The sequence below is a fragment of the Chryseobacterium sp. G0201 genome (assembly GCF_003815655.1).
GTDB lineage: Bacteria > Bacteroidota > Bacteroidia > Flavobacteriales > Weeksellaceae > Chryseobacterium.
The window spans coordinates 4,612,126-4,633,389 of the sequence record NZ_CP033917.1 but is presented as its reverse complement, the minus strand read 5'-3'; the positions used below and the strand labels follow the sequence as shown (position 1 = coordinate 4,633,389).

General features: G+C 34.2%; 24 protein-coding genes. 22 read left to right on the top strand and 2 right to left on the bottom strand.

Going from position 1 to position 21,264, the window contains the following annotated elements; translation table 11 throughout:
• Positions 1–20 precede the first annotated feature (20 nt).
• Entirely contained in the window at positions 21–1,334 is a 1,314-nt protein-coding gene (locus EG348_RS20800) for a hypothetical protein (protein WP_123984841.1), read from the bottom strand.
• A complete protein-coding gene (locus EG348_RS20795; RefSeq protein WP_123984840.1) occupies positions 1,312–3,531 on the bottom strand; it encodes an NADP-dependent isocitrate dehydrogenase in 2,220 nt (739 codons plus the stop codon). Before EG348_RS20795 ends, EG348_RS20800 begins: the two co-directional genes overlap by 23 nt.
• Positions 3,532–3,698: 167 nt before the next feature.
• On the opposite strand from EG348_RS20795, the gene tpx reads away from it, so the two are divergent.
• From tpx to EG348_RS20685, 22 genes are all read left to right on the top strand, one after another.
• Positions 3,699–4,196, top strand: coding sequence for a thiol peroxidase (tpx, locus tag EG348_RS20790; protein WP_123984839.1), 498 nt, complete (start codon positions 3,699–3,701; stop codon positions 4,194–4,196).
• Between the two features lie 170 nt (positions 4,197–4,366).
• Positions 4,367–5,878, top strand: a complete 1,512-nt coding sequence (locus tag EG348_RS20785) for a T9SS type A sorting domain-containing protein (protein ID WP_123984838.1) — start codon at positions 4,367–4,369, stop codon at positions 5,876–5,878.
• A 60-nt stretch (positions 5,879–5,938) separates the two neighbouring features.
• Positions 5,939–6,328, top strand: coding sequence for a glyoxalase superfamily protein (locus tag EG348_RS20780; protein ID WP_123984837.1), 390 nt, complete (start codon positions 5,939–5,941; stop codon positions 6,326–6,328).
• 118 nt (positions 6,329–6,446) lie between these two features.
• A complete protein-coding gene (locus tag EG348_RS20775; protein WP_123984836.1) occupies positions 6,447–7,658 on the top strand; it encodes a DUF763 domain-containing protein in 1,212 nt (403 codons plus the stop codon).
• Positions 7,659–7,934: 276 nt separating this feature from the next.
• Positions 7,935–8,525: a Crp/Fnr family transcriptional regulator gene (locus EG348_RS20770; protein ID WP_123984835.1), complete on the top strand. Its 591-nt coding sequence runs from the start codon at positions 7,935–7,937 to the stop codon at positions 8,523–8,525.
• 78 nt (positions 8,526–8,603) lie between these two features.
• On the top strand, positions 8,604–9,011 hold the full coding sequence (locus EG348_RS20765) for a VOC family protein (RefSeq protein ID WP_123984834.1): 408 nt from the start codon (positions 8,604–8,606) through the stop codon (positions 9,009–9,011).
• Positions 9,012–9,015: 4 nt separating this feature from the next.
• Positions 9,016–9,477 carry a hypothetical protein gene (locus tag EG348_RS20760; RefSeq protein ID WP_123984833.1) on the top strand — a complete coding sequence of 154 codons (462 nt, stop codon included), beginning with the start codon at positions 9,016–9,018 and terminating at the stop codon, positions 9,475–9,477.
• Positions 9,478–9,577: 100 nt separating this feature from the next.
• Positions 9,578–10,102 carry a DinB family protein gene (locus EG348_RS20755; RefSeq protein ID WP_123984832.1) on the top strand — a complete coding sequence of 175 codons (525 nt, stop codon included), beginning with the start codon at positions 9,578–9,580 and terminating at the stop codon, positions 10,100–10,102.
• Between the two features lies 1 nt (position 10,103).
• Positions 10,104–10,880 carry an alpha/beta fold hydrolase gene (locus EG348_RS20750; RefSeq protein ID WP_123984831.1) on the top strand — a complete coding sequence of 259 codons (777 nt, stop codon included), beginning with the start codon at positions 10,104–10,106 and terminating at the stop codon, positions 10,878–10,880.
• A 297-nt stretch (positions 10,881–11,177) separates the two neighbouring features.
• Positions 11,178–11,609: a VOC family protein gene (locus EG348_RS20745; RefSeq protein ID WP_123984830.1), complete on the top strand. Its 432-nt coding sequence runs from the start codon at positions 11,178–11,180 to the stop codon at positions 11,607–11,609.
• A gap of 78 nt (positions 11,610–11,687) precedes the next feature.
• Positions 11,688–12,101: an SRPBCC family protein gene (locus EG348_RS20740; protein WP_123984829.1), complete on the top strand. Its 414-nt coding sequence runs from the start codon at positions 11,688–11,690 to the stop codon at positions 12,099–12,101.
• Positions 12,102–12,118: 17 nt separating this feature from the next.
• Entirely contained in the window at positions 12,119–12,373 is a 255-nt protein-coding gene (locus EG348_RS20735; protein ID WP_123984828.1) for a hypothetical protein, read from the top strand.
• A 111-nt stretch (positions 12,374–12,484) separates the two neighbouring features.
• Entirely contained in the window at positions 12,485–13,342 is an 858-nt protein-coding gene (locus EG348_RS20730; RefSeq protein ID WP_123984827.1) for a VOC family protein, read from the top strand.
• Between the two features lie 47 nt (positions 13,343–13,389).
• Complete coding sequence (locus tag EG348_RS20725; protein WP_123984826.1) at positions 13,390–14,223, top strand: SDR family oxidoreductase; 834 nt, start codon at positions 13,390–13,392, stop codon at positions 14,221–14,223.
• A 30-nt stretch (positions 14,224–14,253) separates the two neighbouring features.
• Complete coding sequence (locus tag EG348_RS20720) at positions 14,254–14,682, top strand: SRPBCC domain-containing protein (protein ID WP_123984825.1); 429 nt, start codon at positions 14,254–14,256, stop codon at positions 14,680–14,682.
• 131 nt (positions 14,683–14,813) lie between these two features.
• Complete coding sequence (locus tag EG348_RS20715; RefSeq protein ID WP_123984824.1) at positions 14,814–15,263, top strand: SRPBCC family protein; 450 nt, start codon at positions 14,814–14,816, stop codon at positions 15,261–15,263.
• Positions 15,264–15,394: 131 nt separating this feature from the next.
• Positions 15,395–15,853 carry a hypothetical protein gene (locus EG348_RS20710; protein WP_123984823.1) on the top strand — a complete coding sequence of 153 codons (459 nt, stop codon included), beginning with the start codon at positions 15,395–15,397 and terminating at the stop codon, positions 15,851–15,853.
• A 161-nt stretch (positions 15,854–16,014) separates the two neighbouring features.
• Positions 16,015–18,018 (top strand): alpha/beta hydrolase family protein, encoded by a 2,004-nt coding sequence (locus tag EG348_RS20705; RefSeq protein WP_123984822.1) that lies wholly within the window; start codon positions 16,015–16,017, stop codon positions 18,016–18,018.
• Between the two features lie 481 nt (positions 18,019–18,499).
• Positions 18,500–19,054, top strand: a complete 555-nt coding sequence (locus tag EG348_RS20700) for an RNA polymerase sigma factor (RefSeq protein ID WP_228414806.1) — start codon at positions 18,500–18,502, stop codon at positions 19,052–19,054.
• A 13-nt stretch (positions 19,055–19,067) separates the two neighbouring features.
• Entirely contained in the window at positions 19,068–19,415 is a 348-nt protein-coding gene (locus tag EG348_RS20695; RefSeq protein ID WP_066757441.1) for a hypothetical protein, read from the top strand.
• A gap of 87 nt (positions 19,416–19,502) precedes the next feature.
• On the top strand, positions 19,503–19,775 hold the full coding sequence (locus EG348_RS20690) for a hypothetical protein (RefSeq protein ID WP_123984820.1): 273 nt from the start codon (positions 19,503–19,505) through the stop codon (positions 19,773–19,775).
• Between the two features lie 647 nt (positions 19,776–20,422).
• Positions 20,423–21,073, top strand: a complete 651-nt coding sequence (locus EG348_RS20685) for a DnaJ domain-containing protein (RefSeq protein WP_123984819.1) — start codon at positions 20,423–20,425, stop codon at positions 21,071–21,073.
• Positions 21,074–21,264: the final 191 nt, after the last annotated feature.

Sequence of the window (21,264 nt, the reverse complement as noted above, 5' to 3'; positions counted from 1 at the left end):
CTCACTAGGAGAGGTTTTTACTATTTGTTGAATATTTCCACAATTACATTTGCAGGAGGTTCTGCATAGCTTGAGTTTATATTGAAAGTATTTGTTGAACTTAAAGAAACTACTTTGTTCCCATAATTAAATACTTTAAAAGGATACCTTTCAGTATTTATTGAATTAACTTTTGCATAGCTGCTTAAATTATAGAATTCAATAGTTTTTTTATCAGTTCCCGCAATTATATTATTGGAATCAAAATCAAAACTTGATAAGCCTGAATTTCCACTAGGTAACTGACCAGTAAATACTAAATTACTATTATATATAGCTCCTTCCATTGCTGTTAAAAATCCGTTTCCATTAGGAAGAGCTTCAAATATTCTATGATTTAGTGGATGATTTCCGTGATAACTGTCCTCAAACTTATTTATAAATGTTCCGTTTGTATTATAATTAAAGCGAATAAGGTTTGTTGGGCTAACATTTGTTGTAATAAAGAAAAAACTTGAACTTGTATTTGCAATTTTTTTTATTCTTCCAAACTGATAGCTTCCATTGGTTGAAACTAATTGCTTAGAAGCTCTATCAAAACATTTTAACGAAACATTTGAAATATCTCCAGTTGTTCCATATAGTTTATTGTCTGCTAATACAACACTTGTTACATTACTTCCAAAATTTATTTGATCTATTAAGCTTAAATCATTTGGGTTATAAATATATACCCAACCATCATTTCTAGGAACGTATAACTCTTTTTGTCCACCAAAAGTACCAAGGAATGAATATCCTAGTGTCGCTCCTGTAGAAATCTCTTTTGTTACGGTTCCGGATGTAATGTCATATCTTAATATATTGCCATCATTTCCAAATACAAACATACTTCCATTATCAGAATCAAATAATGCATCTGTGGGTCTAATGTTAAGGAGTTTGATATTAGGTCTTTTATAAGAAACTATATTACTTTTTATAGTTTGTCCATTGTTTGAATATCCTACTACTTGATAGTCTATATAAGGAGTAAAAGGTACATTAGCATCAATTTTCACAAATGTATTTCCTGATTCTTGATTTAAAGATTCAGATGTTCCATTTTCAGAAGTCTTTCTCGAAAACTGAAAACTTTGATATGCATTTTTACCCGATATAGTCCATTCTAGTTTTATTGTATTTTCATCAACAACTATAACATCCTTTAGAATAATTTTTTCTCCTTGCTCTACGGTTGTAGGTAAAGATGTCACAACATCATCAGAATCACTAGAACAGGAAGTTATAAACATTAATAGAGAGAATAAAAACCAAAAATTTTTCATCATCTTAAATTCCGTCAATAATTTCATTTAAAACTGTGCTAGGTCTCATTGCTTCATACGTTTTGTATGTATCAGTTTTGAAGTAACCGTCGATGTTTTGAGGTTTACCTTGAGCACCAATTAATTCAGCATTAATTACTTCTTCGTTTTCCTGCATTGCTTCTGCAACAGGAGCGAATTGTGCGGCCAATTCAGCGTCAGCGGTTTGATTTCCTAACGCTTCAGCCCAATACATCGCTAAATAGAAGTGAGAACCTCTGTTATCGATTTGTCCGACCTTTCTTGCAGGAGATTTGTCAGTAGCTAAGAATTTAGCATTTGCTTCGTCTAATGCATCAGCTAAAACCTGAGATTTTGTGTTCCCTTGAGTTTGCGCTAAATGCTCCAAAGAAGCCTGTAAAGCCAAGAATTCACCTAGAGAATCCCATCTTAAATAACCTTCTTCCAAGAATTGTTCAACGTGTTTTGGAGCAGAACCTCCAGCACCCGTTTCGAACAAACCTCCACCATTCATCAATGGAACGATAGAAAGCATTTTAGCAGAAGTTCCCAGTTCAAGAATTGGGAAAAGATCCGTTAAATAATCTCTCAATACGTTTCCTGAAACAGAAATTGTATCTTTTCCTTCTCTTGCTCTTTTCAACGTTTCCGTCATTGCGTCTTTTACATCAAGAATTTTAATGTCAAGTCCGTTTGTATCGTGGTCAGCAAGATATTTTTCTACTTTTTTGATGATTTCTCTATCGTGCGCTCTTCCTTTGTCTAACCAGAAAATAGCAGGTGTATCAGATAATCTTGATCTGTTTACCGCTAATTTTACCCAGTCTTGGATTGGAGCATCTTTAGTCTGACACATTCTGAAGATATCGCTTTTTTCTACTTTTTGAGAAAGAAGAACATTTCCTGCTTCATCCTGAACTTCAATTGTTCCGTCTGCACTTGCCTGGAAAGTTTTATCGTGAGAACCGTATTCTTCAGCTTTTTGAGCCATTAAACCAACGTTAGGAACTGAACCCATTGTTGTAGGATCTAATTTTCCGTGAGCTCTCATATCGTCTATTACAGCTTGGTAGAAACCTGCGTAAGAACGATCCGGAATGATACAAACAGTATCTTCTTCTTTACCTTCTTTGTTCCACATTTTACCTCCGCCTCTTACCAAAGCAGCCATAGATGCATCAACGATGATATCAGAAGGAACGTGGAAATTTGTAATTCCTTTGTCAGAATTTACCATTGCCACTCTTGGTCCGTTTGCCAAAGCAGCATCGATATCAGCTTTGATATCAGCTTCCTGAGCATTTCCTTTAATTTTGTCGAAAAGATCAGCAAGACCGTTGTTTGGATTAACATCTAAAGATTTGAACGTTTCAGCATATTTAGCAAAAACATCTTTAAAGAAAGTTTCTACGATTGCCCCGAAAATAATAGGGTCGGAGATTTTCATCATCGTAGCCTTTAAGTGAGCAGAAAGAAGTACGTTCTTGTTTTTAGCTTCTTCGATAGCTTCTTTTACAAAAGCTTTCAAAGCATTTAAATTCATTACAGAAGAATCGATAATTTCTCCAGCCTGAAGACCTGCGAAATCTTTTAATAAAGTTTCAGCACCGTCATTTCCTTTGAAAACAATTTTATATTGTGTTGCATTCTCAAGAGTTGTAGAAGTTTCTGTTCCGTAGAAATCTCCATTGTTCATGTGAGCAACGTCAGTTTTGCTGTCAGAAGCCCAATCTCCCATTCTGTGAGGATTTGCTTTTGCATAATTTTTAACAGCTTTAGGAGCACGTCTGTCAGAGTTTCCTTCTCTTAACACAGGGTTTACAGCGCTTCCTAATACTTTAGCATATTTAGCTTTAATTGCTTTTTCTTCGTCATTTTTAGGCTCTGCAGGATAATTTGGAACTGCGAAACCTTTAGACTGTAATTCAGCGATAGCTGCATCTAATTGAGGGGCAGAAGCTGAAATATTGGGTAATTTGATAATGTTTGCATCCGGTTGAGTCGCCAACTGACCTAATTGAGCCAACGCATCATCGATTTTCTGATCATCTTTCAAAAATTCAGGGAAGTTTGCTAGGATTCTTCCTGCCAAAGAAATATCCGGAACTGCGATCTCAATATTTGCTGATTTTGTAAATGCTTTTACAATCGGTAAAAACGAGTGTGTCGCCAACATTGGAGCCTCATCCGTTAATGTGTAATAGATTTTTGATTTGTCTGACATTATACTGTTATTTATTATTTGATTTTTAAAGTCCCACAAATTTAGTTAAAAATTAAATTTTTAGATTAATCCTAAATGAGATTTTTCACTTTAAGATTAATTTAACCTTTGTTTGATGAAAAAAGTTTTCATTTTCATTAAATTTGAAAAACCTTAAAAAATTAATTATGTCAAATATTACCTTAAAAGGAAACGCAGTAAACACAATAGGAACTTTACCATCAGTAGGAACCACCATCAGAGATTTTGCTTTGGTAGATTCTGGTTTAAATGTAAAAACGTTGGAAAGCTTTGAAGGAAAGAAAAAAGTTTTCAATATTTTCCCAAGCATTGATACGCCAACTTGTGCATCTTCTGCAAGAAAATTTAATGAAGAGGCTTCAAACCTTGAAAACACTGTTGTAATCAATGTTTCTAAAGATTTACCTTTCGCATTAGGAAGATTTTGTGCTGCAGAAGGATTGAATAATGTGGAAACGCTTTCGGATTTCAGAAGTAGTTTTGGAGATGACAATGAGCTTACAATCGCAGATTCTCCATTGAAAGGACTTTTAAGTCGTGCAGTTATTGTTACTGATGCTGATAATAAAGTAGTTTATACAGAACAGGTTTCAGAAATTGCTGATGAGCCAAATTATGAAGCAGCTCTTTCAGCTTTAAAATAGTTTAGAAATAAAAATCTTTTCTATCAAGAGCCTTGTGAAATATTTCGCAGGGCTTTTTTATGAAAATAATTCGATATTAATTATTTGTTAATTAATATTTTAAATTGTTTTGTTATAATTGTTGGATTTTGTTTGTAAAAAAGATAGTTTTGCAAAAAACTAAATAATCAATGAAACAAATTTTAACATTTATGTTAACCTTGATCTTTGCATTAGGGTTCTCTCAAGACGGCTTTTTGGATACTACTTATGGAAATTCGGGATTTTATGTCCATAATAGCGGAGCTTACGGAAAATCTATTGAGATTGATGCCAATCAAAAAATGGTGATTGGTACTTATAGTACGAATAGCGCCTTTAAATTTTATAGATTCAGTTCATCAAATCAGCTAGATACTACTTTTGGAACAGGAGGTGCAACATCAATATCTTTAGGCGGAGAAAATGCTGTACTAAATGATATGAAAATACAGCCTAATGGAAAGATCGTAGCGGTAGGATATTGGGAAGATGCAGGAAGCGCTAACAGAAAAGATTTTATTGTTATCAGATTAAATGCTGACGGAACATTGGATACTACTTTCAATGCAACAGGAAAGCTTACCATTGCGTTTGGCGCAAATGAGGATATAGCAAATGCTGTCGCAATACAGAATGATGGTAAAATTTTGGTAGCTGGACATTCTTTCACAGGATCTTACAGAGATGTTGCCATTGCAAGAATAAACGTAGACGGAACGCTTGATAATACATTTGGTACCAACGGTAAAGTTACTACAGATATTGCAGGAAATAATGATGCGGCGACTTGTATTGCTATAAATGGCGACGGTAAATTTGCAGTAGGCAGCTATACTTACGGAGCGGGATCATCAAGTATTTTTGCTGATTTTGGTATTGCGAAATACAATACAAATGGTTCTTTAGATACATCATTTAGTTCAGACGGGAAGCATGTTGTGGTAATTTCTCCGTCAGGTAATGACAAACCTGTTGCAATAACATTTCAAAGTAATGGAAAAATCTTAATGGGTGGATCTGCATTTCTTAATACAAGTGTTCGAGATGATTTTGCGATTGTAAGATTAAATACTAATGGAACATTAGATACCTCTTTTAGCACAGATGGTATTTTTACAACTACAATAGGATCATCTGATGATACAGCTTACGCGATGAAATTACTTTCAGACGGTAAAATTTTATTGGCAGGAACTGTTGCTTCAGGATCTTATACTGATATAGGGTTAATAAGAGTTACAAGCTCTGGCAATTTAGATGGAACCTTCGGAAATAACGGGAAAACTCAACAGGGATACGGTAATTTATCCGTTATTCAGGATATGGATATTATGAATGATGGAAAAATAATGGTTTGCGGATCTGCAGGTACAACTAATATTTTCTTGGCAAGATTCAATGGATCAACACCACCGTTTTTAGGGACAAATGATTTGGCAACAGACAGAAAAGAACTTTCTGTATATCCAAATCCTGTAAAAGATATTTTATATTCTGATCAGAAACTGGAAAACTTTGAGCTGTACTCTGCAGGCGGAAGTTTGATAAGAAGAGGAAAAAATGAAAACAGTATCAGTGTTCATGATCTTCCTAAAGGAGTGTATATGCTGAAAATCAAAAATAAAGATAAAAGCATAACAAAGAAAATAATTAAAAATTAATCATAAAAAAGCATTCTGAAAAGGGTGCTTTTTCTTATTATTGGAAATAAAACTTCAGTTATGAAAGCCGAAAAAGTCATCCCAATTTTAAGAATTTTTGATTATCAAAAAACAATTGAATTTTACATCGATTGGCTTGGATTTGAAATCGTTTGGGAACATCATTTCGAAGAGAATACTCCCATTTACATGGAAGTTAAGAAAGATAATATTACGCTCCATTTAAGTGAACATCACGGCGACGGAACTCCGGGAAGCCGAGTTTTCATCTGGGGTGAAGGTATTCCGGATTATCACAAAGAATTGACCGATAAAAAGTACAAATACAACCGACCTGGTTTAGAAAAAACCTTTTACGATGACGTTGCTTTTACCGTCGATGATCCTTTCGGTAATAAGATTATTTTTAATGAAAAATTTGATGAGGAGAAACATAAAGATTTATTTTAAAACACTAATCTTCACAAATAATTAGTGTTTATTCGTGAAAAACATTTGTGTCATTCGTGTTTAAATATTGATTCAAATCATCCAAATTCAATTATATTAAAACTAACTTTGCAGCATAATGAAACGTTCCGGAACAGCAGATTTACCCCTTCACTACGGGAAAGTACCACCGTGGCTGTATGAGCGTATGTCAATTCTCGGACTTTCAATTATTGAAGTTATACTAGCAGATTACGGAAAAGATGAAGTTCTTCGTCGACTCTCTGATCCGTTTTGGTTCCAGAGTTTTGGCGCGGTGATGGGCATGGATTGGCATTCTTCCGGAATCACAACTTCTGTTATGGGTGCTTTAAAACGTTCTATCAATCCAAATTCACAATCGCTCGGACTCTATATTTGTGGCGGAAAAGGCAAATTTTCCAGAGATACACCATCAGAATTACTTCAAATTGCAGATAAAACAGGTTTGAACGGAACCGAATTGGTAAGAGCCAGTAAATTATCCGCAAAAGTCGATAATACAGCAATTCAGGATGGTTATCAATTGTATCTGCACAATTTTATATTGTCAGACAACGGAAATTGGAGCGTCGTTCAACAAGGAATGCACGAGTCTGATGGAACTGCAAGGCGTTATCATTGGCATTCAGAAAACATAAAATCCTTTATTGAAGAGCCTCACACGGGAATAAATGGAATTTCAAGAGGTGAAATTTTAAACCTAACAGATTCAGAAGCGTCAGAAAACAGAAAAGGAATTTTAGATATTTCTCATACCGATTCCGCGGAAATTATGAGTGATTTTTCAAGATTAATTCTTCCGAATCATCATGATGTACAGGCTTCTGATGTAGATTTAAGGCGTCTAGGAGCACTTTTATACGTAACGCGCGAACAACAGCCTCAGAATTTTGAGGATCTTTTATTGTTGGAAGGAGTTGGTCCTAGAACAATGCAGTCTTTGGCTTTGGTAAGCGAAGTAATTCATGGCGCACCTTCAAGATTCAAAGATCCTGCAAGATTTTCCTTTGCTCATGGTGGTAAAGACGGTCATCCATTTCCTGTTCCAACAAATGTTTATGATGAAAGCATTCAAATCCTTAAATCAGGAATCGAAAAATCAAAGCTCGGAAATTCAGATAAATTAAAAACACTGAATAAACTTCATCAAATTGTAGAAGCAACAGAAAAAGATTTCACTCCCAATTTTGATATTCAGGAAGTAATTGAAGAAGAACGACAAAATTCCTGGAGGTTTGGTGGGAAAACTGTTTTCGGGGATGCTCAGAAACCTTCTAAACCCAAAGCTATTCAGCTTTCTTTGTTTTAAAACACTTTTTTCTGACTTAGGAAGCGGAGACGTTAAGAAAATTAGAATTTAAACCGTTAAAAAATTCCCACTATTGAGTGCGAGACAAATTTTGATTTGAAGAACAAACGATAAATTCGCACGAGTTTTGGGGATTTTAGTTTAAATTGTAATTTTTAGTCGGAGTTTCCAGTCTTGAACTTTTGGTTCTTTTGCTTTAAGGTAAAAGAACATTGAATAAATTTTCATCAATTCCAATAAAAATTCTAATTTTAGAATCTTAAAAACATTGATTTGATGACAAATAAAGCCTTAGAAATTTGCTACGATTTCCCCTTTTTCTTATCCGAAGAGCTTGAAGAAATATTTCAGGCTCATGAAAAAGTATTTTTCCAGAAGGGAGATATCATTCTTGAAGAAGGAAAAACTGCTAATGAATATTATATTTTAGAAAAGGGTTTGGCTCGATCGTTTGTTAATGACTTCAACGGAAACGAAGTAACAACTCACTTTTTTGTAGAAAATGAAATCATTATCGAAGTTTCCTCACTATTTCAAAGAATTCCGACGCAGGAAAATATCGTTTGCATTACAGATTGCGAATGCTGGAAATTCAGTTTTGAAACTTTTCAGGAATTATTTCACAAAATCCCGAACCTCAGAGAATGGGGAAGAGCTTGGATGTCTCAACAACTTTTCGTTTACAAACAACGATCAGTAGAGATGTTTACGCTTTCCGCAACAAAACGTTACCTTAATCTTTTAGAACAAAAGCCTCACGTTATACAATTTGCTCCATTGAAGCAAATCGCTTCTTTTTTGGGAGTTACAGACACTTCTTTAAGCAGAATTCGTAAAGAATTAGTTTCTCATCCAAAGAAAATTTAAATCTTGCCTTATGACAAGTTGATTTTCGTGATGAGTTGGTAATTTTGGTTAAAAGTTTAACACTTAAAAAATTACAAAATGAAAATCAATCAAATTTATGTTAATCTTCCGGTTAAAGATATTCAGAAAACAAAAGAATTCTGGACAAAAATTGGATTCTCTATCAACGAACAAATTACAGATGAAAAAGCAGTTTGTGTCATAATGAGCGACAATATTTCCGTGATGTTTTTAACGGAAGAATTTTTCCAGACTTTTTCGGAAAGACCTGTTCCGAAAGGGGATACAACACAGGTGTTGGTAGCGATTGGATTAAACAGTCGCGAAGAGGTTGACCAAATCGTGAATGCTGCTGTGGCCAACGGAGCTCACCAGCATGAAGAAGCGCAGGATCATGGGTGGATGTATCAGAATTCTTTCTGGGATATCAACGGACATGGCTGGAATGTAACGTTTGCAGATATGTCTCAATTTCCGAAAGAATAATAAAATGGTAACACAATCAAACGATATTGAAATTCTGAAATATCTGGTATTCAGTAATTACAAAGTGATTTCGATGAATATTAATGATATTTCGAACGATGAAGCAATGATTTTTCCTAATGGTGAAGGCAATTGTATGAATTGGGTTTTAGGACATTTAATTTATATAAGAAATGCTTTTCTGAATGTTTTAGGCGAAGAATCGGTTTGGGATAACGAAAAATTTTCATGTTACAACAGAGGTGAGATACCTTTGAATCGAAAAGATGAATTTGTAAGTTTTGAAGAGTTAAAATCTTATTTAAAAGAATCTCAAAATAAGTTTGAAACAAAACTGAACAGTCTTGAGAGTATTGATTCTTCAATAATTAATGATGTTTCAGGATTATCTCTTCACGAAATTTATCACAGCGGTCAATTCGGTTATCTAAGAAGAATTCTCGGAAAACCTGGAGCTATAAAATAAAATCTGCTAGAGAAAATTAAACATAAATCGCACAAATATTGACACAAATAAACACAATCATCTGTGGAAATCTGTGGGAAAATTAAAAAAAATAAACAAAATGGATACACCAAAGTCAAAAAAATTAGACATCATAATTCCGGCTTTTCGAGGTCACAGTCAGAATTTTTTGATGGTTCTCGACGGAATTTCTGAGGAAGATGCCCTGAAAAGAATCGAAGGCAGAACCAATCACATCGTTTGGATGGTCGGGAATTTTCTCGATATGCGTTATGCGCTGGGGGCTGTTCTCGGACTTCAGGAAGAATTTGAATTTAAAGATTTTTTCTTTCAGGGAAAAGCATTGGATGAAAGTCTAAATTATCCGACTTTACAACAATTGAAAGACGCTTTCCATAAAATTTCACCACTTGTTTATAATAAATTATTGGAAGTTTCTGATGAAGAATTGGACAAAGCTTTTCCGATGGGAATGAACATCGATTTTTTCCCCGAAACTGTTCTGAATTTTGTCGGAATGTGCATCGGTCGTGAAGATTATCTGAGCGGGCAAATCGGATTAATGCGAAGGATTCTTGGCTACGAGGGGATGAAATACGATTTTGATAAAGATTTAAAATATTAATATGAATCCGGCTGAAAAAGGTCACAAGCACGTCAACGGAATTCAAATGTACTATGAAATCTACGGTTCCGGAAAACCTTTGGTATTAATTCATGGCGGAGGTTCTTCGATTTTGTTTGATTTTAAAGAAGTCGTTTCAAGGTTGGAAAACAAATTTCAATTAATAGGAATCGATCACCAAAACCACGGAATGACCGAACATCGCGATATTCCTGAAACTTTTGAACAGGATGCCGATGATGTTGTCACACTTTTGAAAGAATTAAAAATTGAAAAAGCTTCATTTTGGGGTTTCAGCAATGGTGGAAATACCGTGATGCAAATTGCCCATCGTCACCCGGAAATAGTTGAAAAACTAATTGTTGCCTCCGCTTTTTATAAAAGAAACGGAATGATGGACGGTTTTTTCGAAAGTATGGCAGAAGCAAGTTTAGAATCAATGCCGGAACCTTTGAAAATCAATTTTTTAAATTTAAATCCAGACTTTTCGAAGCTTGAAAATATGTTCGACAAAGACAGTAAAAGAATGCAGACTTTTGAAGATTGGAGTGAAGACATTTTGAAAAGCATAAAATCTCCAACTTTATTCATTTCAGGAGATAAAGATGTAATGAAACCCGAACACATCGTTGAAATGTGGCGTTTGGTGGAAGGTTCTCAATTAATGATTCTTCCCGCAACTCACGGTTCTTATATGATGGCTGATTTTGGAGGAAATGTAGATGAGAAATTGATTGATTTGACTGTGAGTGAGGTTGAGGAATTTTTGAACCATTAAGCTTTTTATATTTAAAAAAAAATAAGTTTAATCATTAGAAAAGAGATTCTTCCTTCGTCAGAATGACAAACTGAATGGATAGGGAATTACGCATTCAATCTTTGCTGAGTGAAACGCCTTTGCGAACTTAGAAACGTTAGAATAATTTAAAAAACTTTGTGCTCTTTGTGGTAAAATAAAACAATAATAACACAAATTCTTTACACAAATTTTCACAAACAATATTAGTGTCATTAGTGAAAAATAGTAGAGCTATTTGTGTTTAAAAACAAAACAAACTTTAAAAAATAAAATATCATGGCAAAATTAAATCCATACCTAAATTTTGATGGAAAAGCAGAAGAAGCTTTCACTTTTTACAAATCTGTTTTTGGAGGAGAATTTCTAGGTGAAATTCATAAAATGGGAAATGCTCCCGGAACTGAAAATTTGTCAGACGAAGAAAAAAACAGAGTGATGCACATTGCGCTTCCGATTGGTGGAGACCTGCTGATGGCTTCAGATATTGTTCCAAGTTTCGGACAAAATTTGAAGGTTGGAAACAACAATTACGTATCAATTTTCCCTGAATCTAAAGAAGAAGCTGACAGACTTTTCAAAGGACTTTCAGACGGCGGAAACGTTGAAATGCCGATTGAAGATCAGTTTTGGGGAGATTATTTCGGGAGTTTCCAAGACAAATATGGTGTTCATTGGATGGTGAACTATAATGAAGAATACACAAAATAATCTTATATTTAAACTAAATTACAAAAGGGTTGCTAGATTATAGTCGCCCTTTAAATACATCATTAAAAAATACAATTTATGGAACCAATTAAGATTGATATTACGATTTTAGCCCCTGTTGAAAAGGTCTGGAACTATTTCAACGAACCAAAACATATTACAAAATGGACCTTTGCTGATGACAGCTGGCAGTGTCCGAGCTCTGAAAATGATCTTAGAGTGGGCGGAAAATTTAAAACAAGAATGGAAGCTAAAGACGGAAGTTTTGGATTTGACTTTGAAGGAATTTATGATGAAGTTATTCAGAATGAAAGAATAAAATATCATATGGAAGATGGTAGAAAAGTGGAGGTTATTTTCGAAAAAATCGATGAAAATACAACAAAAATTACCGAAATATTTGATCCTGAAAAACAAAACTCTGTGGAAATGCAACGAAATGGCTGGTATGCTATTTTGAATAATTTTCACAAATATGTTGAGAATAACTAAAAACCTTTTTTGCAATCATGATAAACTTAATAATAATGGCGAAATGTTTGAGCTCTATTTGTGTTGTTAATCATGTTGTGGAAGGAGATTTTTTACGCGGTATTATTTCGATGCCTGCAAGAAGAGCTTTAGAAAAAGAGAAAATAGATTCTTTAGAAAAACTGTCGGATTATTCCGAGAAAGAAATCATGCAACTTCATGGTTTCGGAAAAAATGCGATGGAAAAGCTAAAAATTTACATGAAAGAAAATCATGTTTCTTTTAAAAATTAAATATTTTAAGTACAAATTGCACTAATCTTTTTTTACAAGTAACACAATAAAAAATAGTAAAAATTTGTGTAATTCGTATTTCTTAGAATTAACCCTAAAATTTAAAACTATATGAACAATGATATTTTCCCGTGTCTCTGGTATGACGGAGATGCAAAACAATCTGCAGAATTTTATTGTAAAGTATTTGACGGAAAAATTACCACCGATACGCCTGTTGTGATGAATATTGATCTTTTTGGTCAAAAAATAATGCTGTTGAACGGTGGTCCTCAATTTGAAAAAAATGCATCAGTTTCTTTCATGGTCATTTGTGAATCTGAAGATGAGGTGAAAAAATCTTGGGATCAGTTAATGGATGGTGGAATGGCTTTAATGCCTTTGGATTCTTATCCCTGGAGTAAAAAATATGGTTGGGTTCGCGATAAATTCGGGGTTACCTGGCAACTCTTTTTAGGTGAAAAACAGAATGAACAGAAAATTGTTCCCACTTTAATGTTTATTCATGAAAATAACGGAAAAGCGATGGAAGCAATGGAATTCTATACGCAGACTTTCCCGAATTCCAGCCTTGGAAATGTATTAAAATATAAAGATGGAGGTGAAGCAAATGAAGTTCCTGAAAACGTACAACACGCACATTTTGTGATTGACGGGTACAATTTATTTTGCATGGATAATTCTTATGACCATAAATTTGATTTCAACGAAGGGATTTCAATGGTTATCATGACCGATGATCAGGAGCAGACAGACCATCTTTGGAATACGTTGACTTCGGATGGAGGACGAGAAAGTATGTGCGGTTGGTTGAAGGATAAATATGGTTTTAGCTGGCAAATTGTTCCGAAAAAATTGATTCAGTTGATGAGTGATCCTGATCAGGAAAAAGCTCAGAAAGTAGTTCAGGCTATGATGAGAATGCAGAAAATTATTATTAAAGATTTGGAAGACGCTTATAACTCTTAAAGCTATTTCGGCTTATTGTTTGATGGTATTTAGAGAAAGATTTGCTTATGAAGACACAGAACAAGTCACAATCAAAGTCAAAAGTCCCTAAAGAAGGCCTATTCCCTGAAATTATCCGTAAGAATTACCTTGGAAGTGAAAAGTTGCTGGGTAAAAAAGCCGTAATCTCTGGTGGTGATAGTGGAATCGGGCAAGCCGTTGCCGTACATTTTGCAAGAGAAGGTGCAGACGTTGTGATTATTTATAAAGAAAGCGACAAAGACGCTAAAGAAACTCAAAAACTGGTCGAAAAAGAAGGTCAAAAATGTATCTTGCTGAAAGGTGATATTTCCAAAAAAGCCTTTAGAACAAAATGTTTAGACACAATAAAAAAAGAATGGAAAACTCTTGATATTCTGGTTAATAACGCTGGAATTCAATTTCCGAAAAATAATATTGAAAATATTACTGATCAACAAATTCAGAAAACTTTTAATGTTAATATTATTTCGATGATCGCCCTGACAAGAGATTATTTACCCTTAATGAAAAAAGGCGGAAGAATTATCTGTACAACATCTGTCACTGCATATCGGGGAAGTGATCATTTGATCGACTATTCGGCTACAAAAGGAGCGATTGCTACCTTTATCAGGTCATTGTCGACGAATCTTGCAGATAAGAAAATCCTAGTCAACGGAGTTGCTCCCGGACCAATCTGGACGCCTCTTGTGAAAGAAACTTTCGATAATTTATCAACTTTTGGTAAAGATAATCCGTTAAAAAGAGCAGGGCAACCTTCGGAAGTAGCTCCGGCGTATGTTTTTCTTGCTTCGGAAGATTCGAGTTTTATTACTGGAGAGATCATTCATATTAATGGAGGAGATTTTGTTGGAGGATAAAAAATATTTAAAACCACTTAAATTAAAAATATGGAAACTTTATCATATGAAATTGAAATAAATGCATCACCCGAGAAAGTATGGGACGTACTTTGGGGTGAGATAACTTATAGACAATGGACGACGGCGTTTACCGAAGGTTCTTTCTATCAGGGAACTTTAGAAGAAGGAAGTATCGTGAAGTTTTTTGATCCCAATAACAACGGAATGTATAGTCAGGTTGAAAAAAACATTCCTCATAAAGAAATGAAGTTCTTACATCTTGGCGAAATTTACGATGGTGTAGAAAGTCCACAAGATTGGGGAGAAGCCACAGAATCCTACATTTTAGAAGAAAACGAAGACGGAACAAAATTGAAAGGAGAAATTCAAACTCCTGCCGAATTCAAAGAGTTTTTTGAAGAAAAATTTCCAAAAGCATTGGGAATTGTGAAAAATCTTTCAGAGAACCAACTTTAGGTTTAAACACAAACTACACTAATGATTTTCACAAATAGCACAAATAATTCAATGCTTTGATTTGTGTTATTCGTGCTTAAAAATTTGTGTTATTAGTGTTTAGTCAAAATCAAATCACAAAAAATAAAAATATGGAAACATTATCATACGAAACAGTAATCAATGCCCCGAAACAAAAGATTTGGGACGTTCTTTGGAGTCCGGAAACTTATGGTCAATGGACGCAATTTTTTAATCCTGCTTCTCAATCTCAAATGAAATCTGATTGGAAAGTAGGCGGGAAAACCTATTTCCTGGACATGAACAATGAAGGAATGGTTTCTACAATCGATAGTTTAGATGAGCCTAATCAAATTATTTTTAAACATTTAGGAATGGTCGGCAAAGATGGAGTAGAAGATACCGAAAGCATGGAAGTCAAGCAATGGAGCGGTTGTTTTGAAAAATATATTTTAATAGATTTTGACGGCAAAACAAAACTTCATACAGAAGTTCAGGTCGAGAAAAACTGGGAAGAACATATGAATACAGGCTTTATAAAAGGTCTGGAAATTGTAAAAAATCTTGCTGAAGGTAATTAGTTATGAGTTAAATAGTTTTCTCTCGTAGATCCGGCTGATCCCGCAGATTTTTATTGTAATTTTAAAACTGATTCTAAAATTTGAACACAATTATCTGCAAAATTTGCTTAATCTGCGAGAAATAAAAAAATATGAAATTATTAACAATTCTCTTTGCAACATTCATTTTAGCCTTAATAGGAACAAAACTCTATCAAGGCGATTGGAACTTTTTATTTTCAGGAAATCTGGGAATGGCAGTTTTCATTATTTTCACGGGTTTTGCCCATTTTAAATTCCAAAAAGGAATGTCGTTGATGATTCCGGATTTTATTCCTGCCAAAAGGTTTTGGGTATATTTTACCGGAATTATTGAAATAGCTGCCGGAATTGGATTGATGATGCCGTCAATTCGTGAAACTACTGCTATTTTGTTGATAGTTTTCTTTGTTTTGGTTTTTCTGGCGAATATTAATTCATCACAGAAAAAAGTCAATCTTTTTAAAGGAGATTACAGCGGTCCCGGGATGAGTTATCTTTATAAAGAAAGAATTCCAATGCAGATTATTTTGATCGCATGGACTTGGTATTTCGGAATTTATTTGAATTGAAAAAATATCATAAAATTGAAGCGGAGAGTATTTCTTTCCGCTTTTTTTATTAAATTTCAAAAGATGAGCAGGATTTTGTAACATTTTCTACTATTTAAGTGTCTAATAGATATACATTTATTTAATGAAAAATAATAATTCCGAACCAAACCAAATATAATATGAATCTCAATTCTAAAATTTTAACCACTGCTCACATTGTAATATCAGCTATTATGATCAATGCACAAAGTACCACAGCAAAGCTGCCGGGTGATCCTACATTAGTCTCTTCCAAGGCTACTTTAGACAAACTTATCTCTTATGATAAAGGGAATTTTAAATATAAAGTTGAAGATTATTTTGCAAGGCCAAAGGCTTCTCAATTTAAACTTTCGCCGGACGGACAATACCTTTCTTATAAGGAAAAAGATAAAGACATGAAAAATCATGTTTATGTAAAAGACTTAAAAACAGGAAAAATTACCAGAGCTCTTGAAGAAAAAGATGACTTGATTAAAAGTTATGGCTGGTTAAATAAAAAAAGACTGTTTTACACTCAGGATAAGGGCGGAAATGAAAACCTTCATTTGTATGCTGCAGACGCAGATGGTAAAAATCTTAAAGACCTTACCCCTTTTGAAGGAGTGAAAATTGGTTCTGCAACCATTATAAAAGACACGGATTTCGCTGTCGTTACGATGAACAAAAATAACAAGCAGATCTTTGAACCATTTAAAATCAATTTCGTAACCGGGGAAATGACTCAATTATTTGAGAATAAAGATCCTAAAAACCCTATTGACGATTATCTTTTTGATAAAGAAGGAAATTTAAGAGGGTATACCGTACTAGAAAACGGTTTAACGACGAAAACTTATTATAAAGATTTGCAAACGGGTAAATTTAATCTTCTTAAATCAACAGACTGGAAAGATACATTCAGCATCATGAGATTTAATGACAATTCGAAGAACAAAGATGAGGCGTATGTTGTAACGAATCTGGATAGTGATAAATCGAGAATTGTTCTGTATGATTTAAAGAAAAATGCTGTTATTAAAGAAGTTTATTCTAATCCTACATTTGATGTAAATTCAGTAAGCGTAGCTGGAAAAAATAGAAATTACGAACTTGATTATATCAGCTACAATGGGATTAAAAATGAAACCATTCCTGTAAGCAAATTTTATAAAGAAGTTAATGCTAAATTAAAATCAGAATTTGGAGACAAACAATTTTACGTAGTTTCTTCTGATGATAATGATTCTAAACTTTTAGTGGTGGTTGACAGTGATAAATTATATGGAAAATACTATGAATACGATACCAAAACGAAGGATGTAAAGCTTCTTCTAGACCTTATGCCTCAGTTAAAAGAAGAGGATATGGCAGAAATGAGACCTATTGAATTCAAAAGCAGAGACGGATTGACAATTCACGGTTATATCACATTACCAAAAGCTGCTGTGGATGGCAAAAAAGTTCCCTTGATTGTAAATCCTCACGGTGGCCCGCAAGGAATCAGAGATAACTGGGGCTTCAATCCTGAGACGCAATTGTTTGCAAGTCGAGGATATGCCACTTTGCAGGTTAATTTTAGAATTTCGGGAGGATATGGTAAGGAATTTCAGAATTCCGGATACAAGCAGATTGGTAGAAAAGCAATGGATGATGTGGAAGATGGTGTAAAATATGCCATCGAACAAGGTTGGGTTGATAAAGATAAAGTGGCGATTTACGGTGGAAGTCACGGTGGTTATGCTACTTTAATGGGATTAATCAAAACTCCGGAGTTATATTCTTGTGGAGTTGATTATGTCGGTGTTTCAAACATTTTCACATTCTTCGACTCTTTCCCAGAATATTGGAAGCCATATAAAGAAATGGTAAAGCAAATATGGTATGATCTTGATAATCCTGAAGAAGCGAAAATTGCCAAAGAAGTTTCGCCGGTATTTCAGATTGATAAGATTAAAAAGCCATTATTTGTGGTTCAGGGAGCAAATGACCCAAGAGTAAATATCAATGAATCTGATCAGATTGTAAAAGCATTAAGAAACAAAGGCTTTGAAGTTCCTTACATGGTAAAATACGATGAAGGTCACGGATTCGGAAAAGAAAAAAACAGGATTGAATTGTATAAATCGATGTTAGGCTTCTTTGCTGAAAATTTTAATAAATAAGATATTCAAATTTTATAATTAATTGAACGGGAAGTATTTTTGCTTTCCGTTTTTTTGTTTTGTCTTGTCATTGCGAGGAGCGGAGTGACGAAGCAATCTCAAATAATTTACTCACTATCAATTATCTATATTTTTAGAAGCTATTTCCCGCTTTCCGCTATATCTTTTGTTCCGCTTCGCTACACAAAAGGATGTCGCTGCAATCGGGGCTATGGGTTTGTCGTTTATTTCAACCTTTAACAGTTACCACAAAGTTTGTCATACTGAAAGGATCTCAAAAACGCAATATAAAACTTTGTATAGATCCTTTCAGGATGACAAACAGAGCGTTGATTATAATTTAAAAGTGACAAAATAAAAATAATTAAAACCTCGATCAACAAAAGAAAAACAGAATTTCCGGAAAAATATTTTAAATTTATTAAAGTAAAACAAAAAGATCAATCGTCATAGCAATATGGAGGTTGTCGAAAAAATAACAATGCCGCAAAAAGAGAAAGAAAGCATCATCTCACAAACCGTTTCAAAGTACGGAGGAAAGCTGATGTCTTATATTCGACCTAAAGTGAAAAACACGGAAGATGCGGAAGATATTTTGCAAGAGGTTTGGTATCAGTTCAGTAGCATTACCAATCTTTCTGAAATTGTAAATGTTGGTGGATGGCTATACAGAGTGACGGCCAATAAAATAACCGACAAATACCGTAAAAAGAAAACCGAAAATCTTGAAGATTTTGTTTACGAAGATGAGGATGGAAGCTTTTCAATAAAAGATATTCTTTTGCTGGATGAAAGTGCCGGACCGGAAGTGAAAATGTTTCAGGATGAGATTTGGAAAAAATTGTTTGAAGCATTGGATGAGCTTCCCGAAAAACAAAGATTGGTTTATGTAGAAAATGAACTCAACGACAGAACCCTCCAGGAAATAGCCGATGAACAAGGCGAAAATATAAAGACCATTATCAGTCGAAAAAATTATGCTGTGAAGCATTTAAGAAACAGACTGAGAAAATTATACGAAGATTTAAATAGTTAGTAAAAAGAAAGTTATGAATCATAATAAACACAAAAAAGGCTGGATTTTTTTATTCTTATGTCCGCCATTAATCTTACTGGGAGTTACATGGATCGTCATGTCCCTTTGGAATTGTCTGCTTCCGGATATTTTAGGAGTGAAATCGATTACTTATTGGCAGGCAATGGGAATTTTGATCTTAAGTAAAATTCTTTTCGGAGGTTTCCATTTTGGAAAAGGAATGAGAGATTTTAAAGAGAAAAAAATGATGCGAGAAAGAATGATGAGCTTATCTCCTGAAGAAAGAGAAAAATTCAAAGAAGTCTGGAAAGACAGATGTTCAGGAGGATTTTTTAACCGAAATAACAGAACAAACGAATAATAAAAATTTTAGAAGTAGTAAAGTAAAATTAGAATTCATTCGTCTATATAAAAAACAAGAAGTAGTAAAATTTAAAATTTTGAAAAAATGAAAAATTTAGTATTAAAAGGTGCTCTGGGAGCATTAGCCGTAGCTGGCATTGCAATAATCGCTAAAAAAGCAATCGAAAGAAAAAGATTTGTAAAAGGTATTTTTAACGAATACGGAATCAAAGAAAGATCTCCATTCGGTCTTGCAGACAAAATCAGAGAAATGGACGAAGAGCAATATCAGGAATTGAAGGGAAAATTCAAAAAAGAATTCGCTTCAAGATGCCACCACAGAAGATTTGAAAGAAAAGAAGACATTGCGGAAGCATAATAATAGAAAGTAACTAAATTGAAATTGTTTAATTCCGGTTCGGGGAAGCTTTGCTTCCCGAACCGGAATTTTTTTGCGTCATTGCGAGGAGCGAAGTGAGCCTGTGCTAAGCGTGTAGAAGTAAAGCAATCTCAAAACTTTAAATATAATAATTGTCATTCTGACGAAGGAAGAATCTCTATTACTTATTACCAATTACTCATTGATTATATTTTTAGAAGCCATTTCCCGCTTTCCGCACTTGCTATTTTGTAGGTTTCGGCGGCGGCAAAGCCGCCGCCGAAACCTACAAAATGAGCTCAAACAAATGCTGCAATCGGGGCTAGGGTGATAGTCGTCAATACAAATATTAGTCAAAAAAATTGGTAGCTTCGAGAACCTCAGCCACAAGTTTTCCAGAACTTTTCTCAATCGCCCATATTGTAACATCATAACTTTACCCTTCCACTTGGTGGCTGAGGTTCTCGAAGCCACCAATGTAAGTTTCCAACCTTCATTGAGTGAAATCGAAGATTCGACGTAGTCAAACGCCTTTGCGAACGAAAAATATCCACAATCATTGCAAAAAGCCTTGCGAACTTTGCGTTAAAAAGAGATTGCTTCGCTTTGCTCGCAATGACAAATTCCTTATTTTTGCATAGCTATACATGAAAGATTACTACTATTTTCTCGGTATTTCACAAGATGCTTCAGAAGAAGACATCAAAAAAGTGTATAGAAAACTCTCCATAAAATATCACCCGGATAAAAATGATAATGACGATTTCTTTTCGGATCGTTTTCGCGAAATTCAGGAAGCTTACGAAACATTGAGTGATAAAAGTAGAAGATATGCGTATGACCAGAATTTAGAAAGCCATCAGAAGAGCTTCAGATATAATATTCCACCTGCGATCAAGACCTTTACGGCAAATAAAATTCATGCGAAAAAAGGAGAAGAGATTATTATCAATTGGCAGACAAGCAATGCTGATGTCGTTAAGATACTTCCTTTTGGATTAGAAAAACCGTATGGAGAAAGGATTTTTAAGATAACTGAATTCAAAGACGGGAAATTTCAGCTTTTGCTTCATGTAACCAATTCACTTTTACATAAAACCGTAGTTCAGGGAATAACGATCACAGAAGTTTTTGAAAATGATGCGGAAAAATTCAGAGACAAAGCAGAAGACCTATTCAAATCACAACCGAGAACAGTTGCAAATCCACATGGTCAGCCCAAAATTATAAAAATAATCGGGGCGATAATAGTATTGGCGATTGCCATCTATTTTTTAATAAAAAGTTTTACTAACTAAGCCATTTTCTTTCTTCCAGGACATTTTTTGCATCTTTTTCCTTTCTTAAATTTTTTGCAGCAAGATTTCTTATCGCCACAATACATTTCTTCAGTATTAACAGAAAAAACGGGAGTCAAAGCCGGTACTTTGAAGGGGACAATCATATTCATGATGCAAATATATTAATTTAGAATAAATATAGATAATAA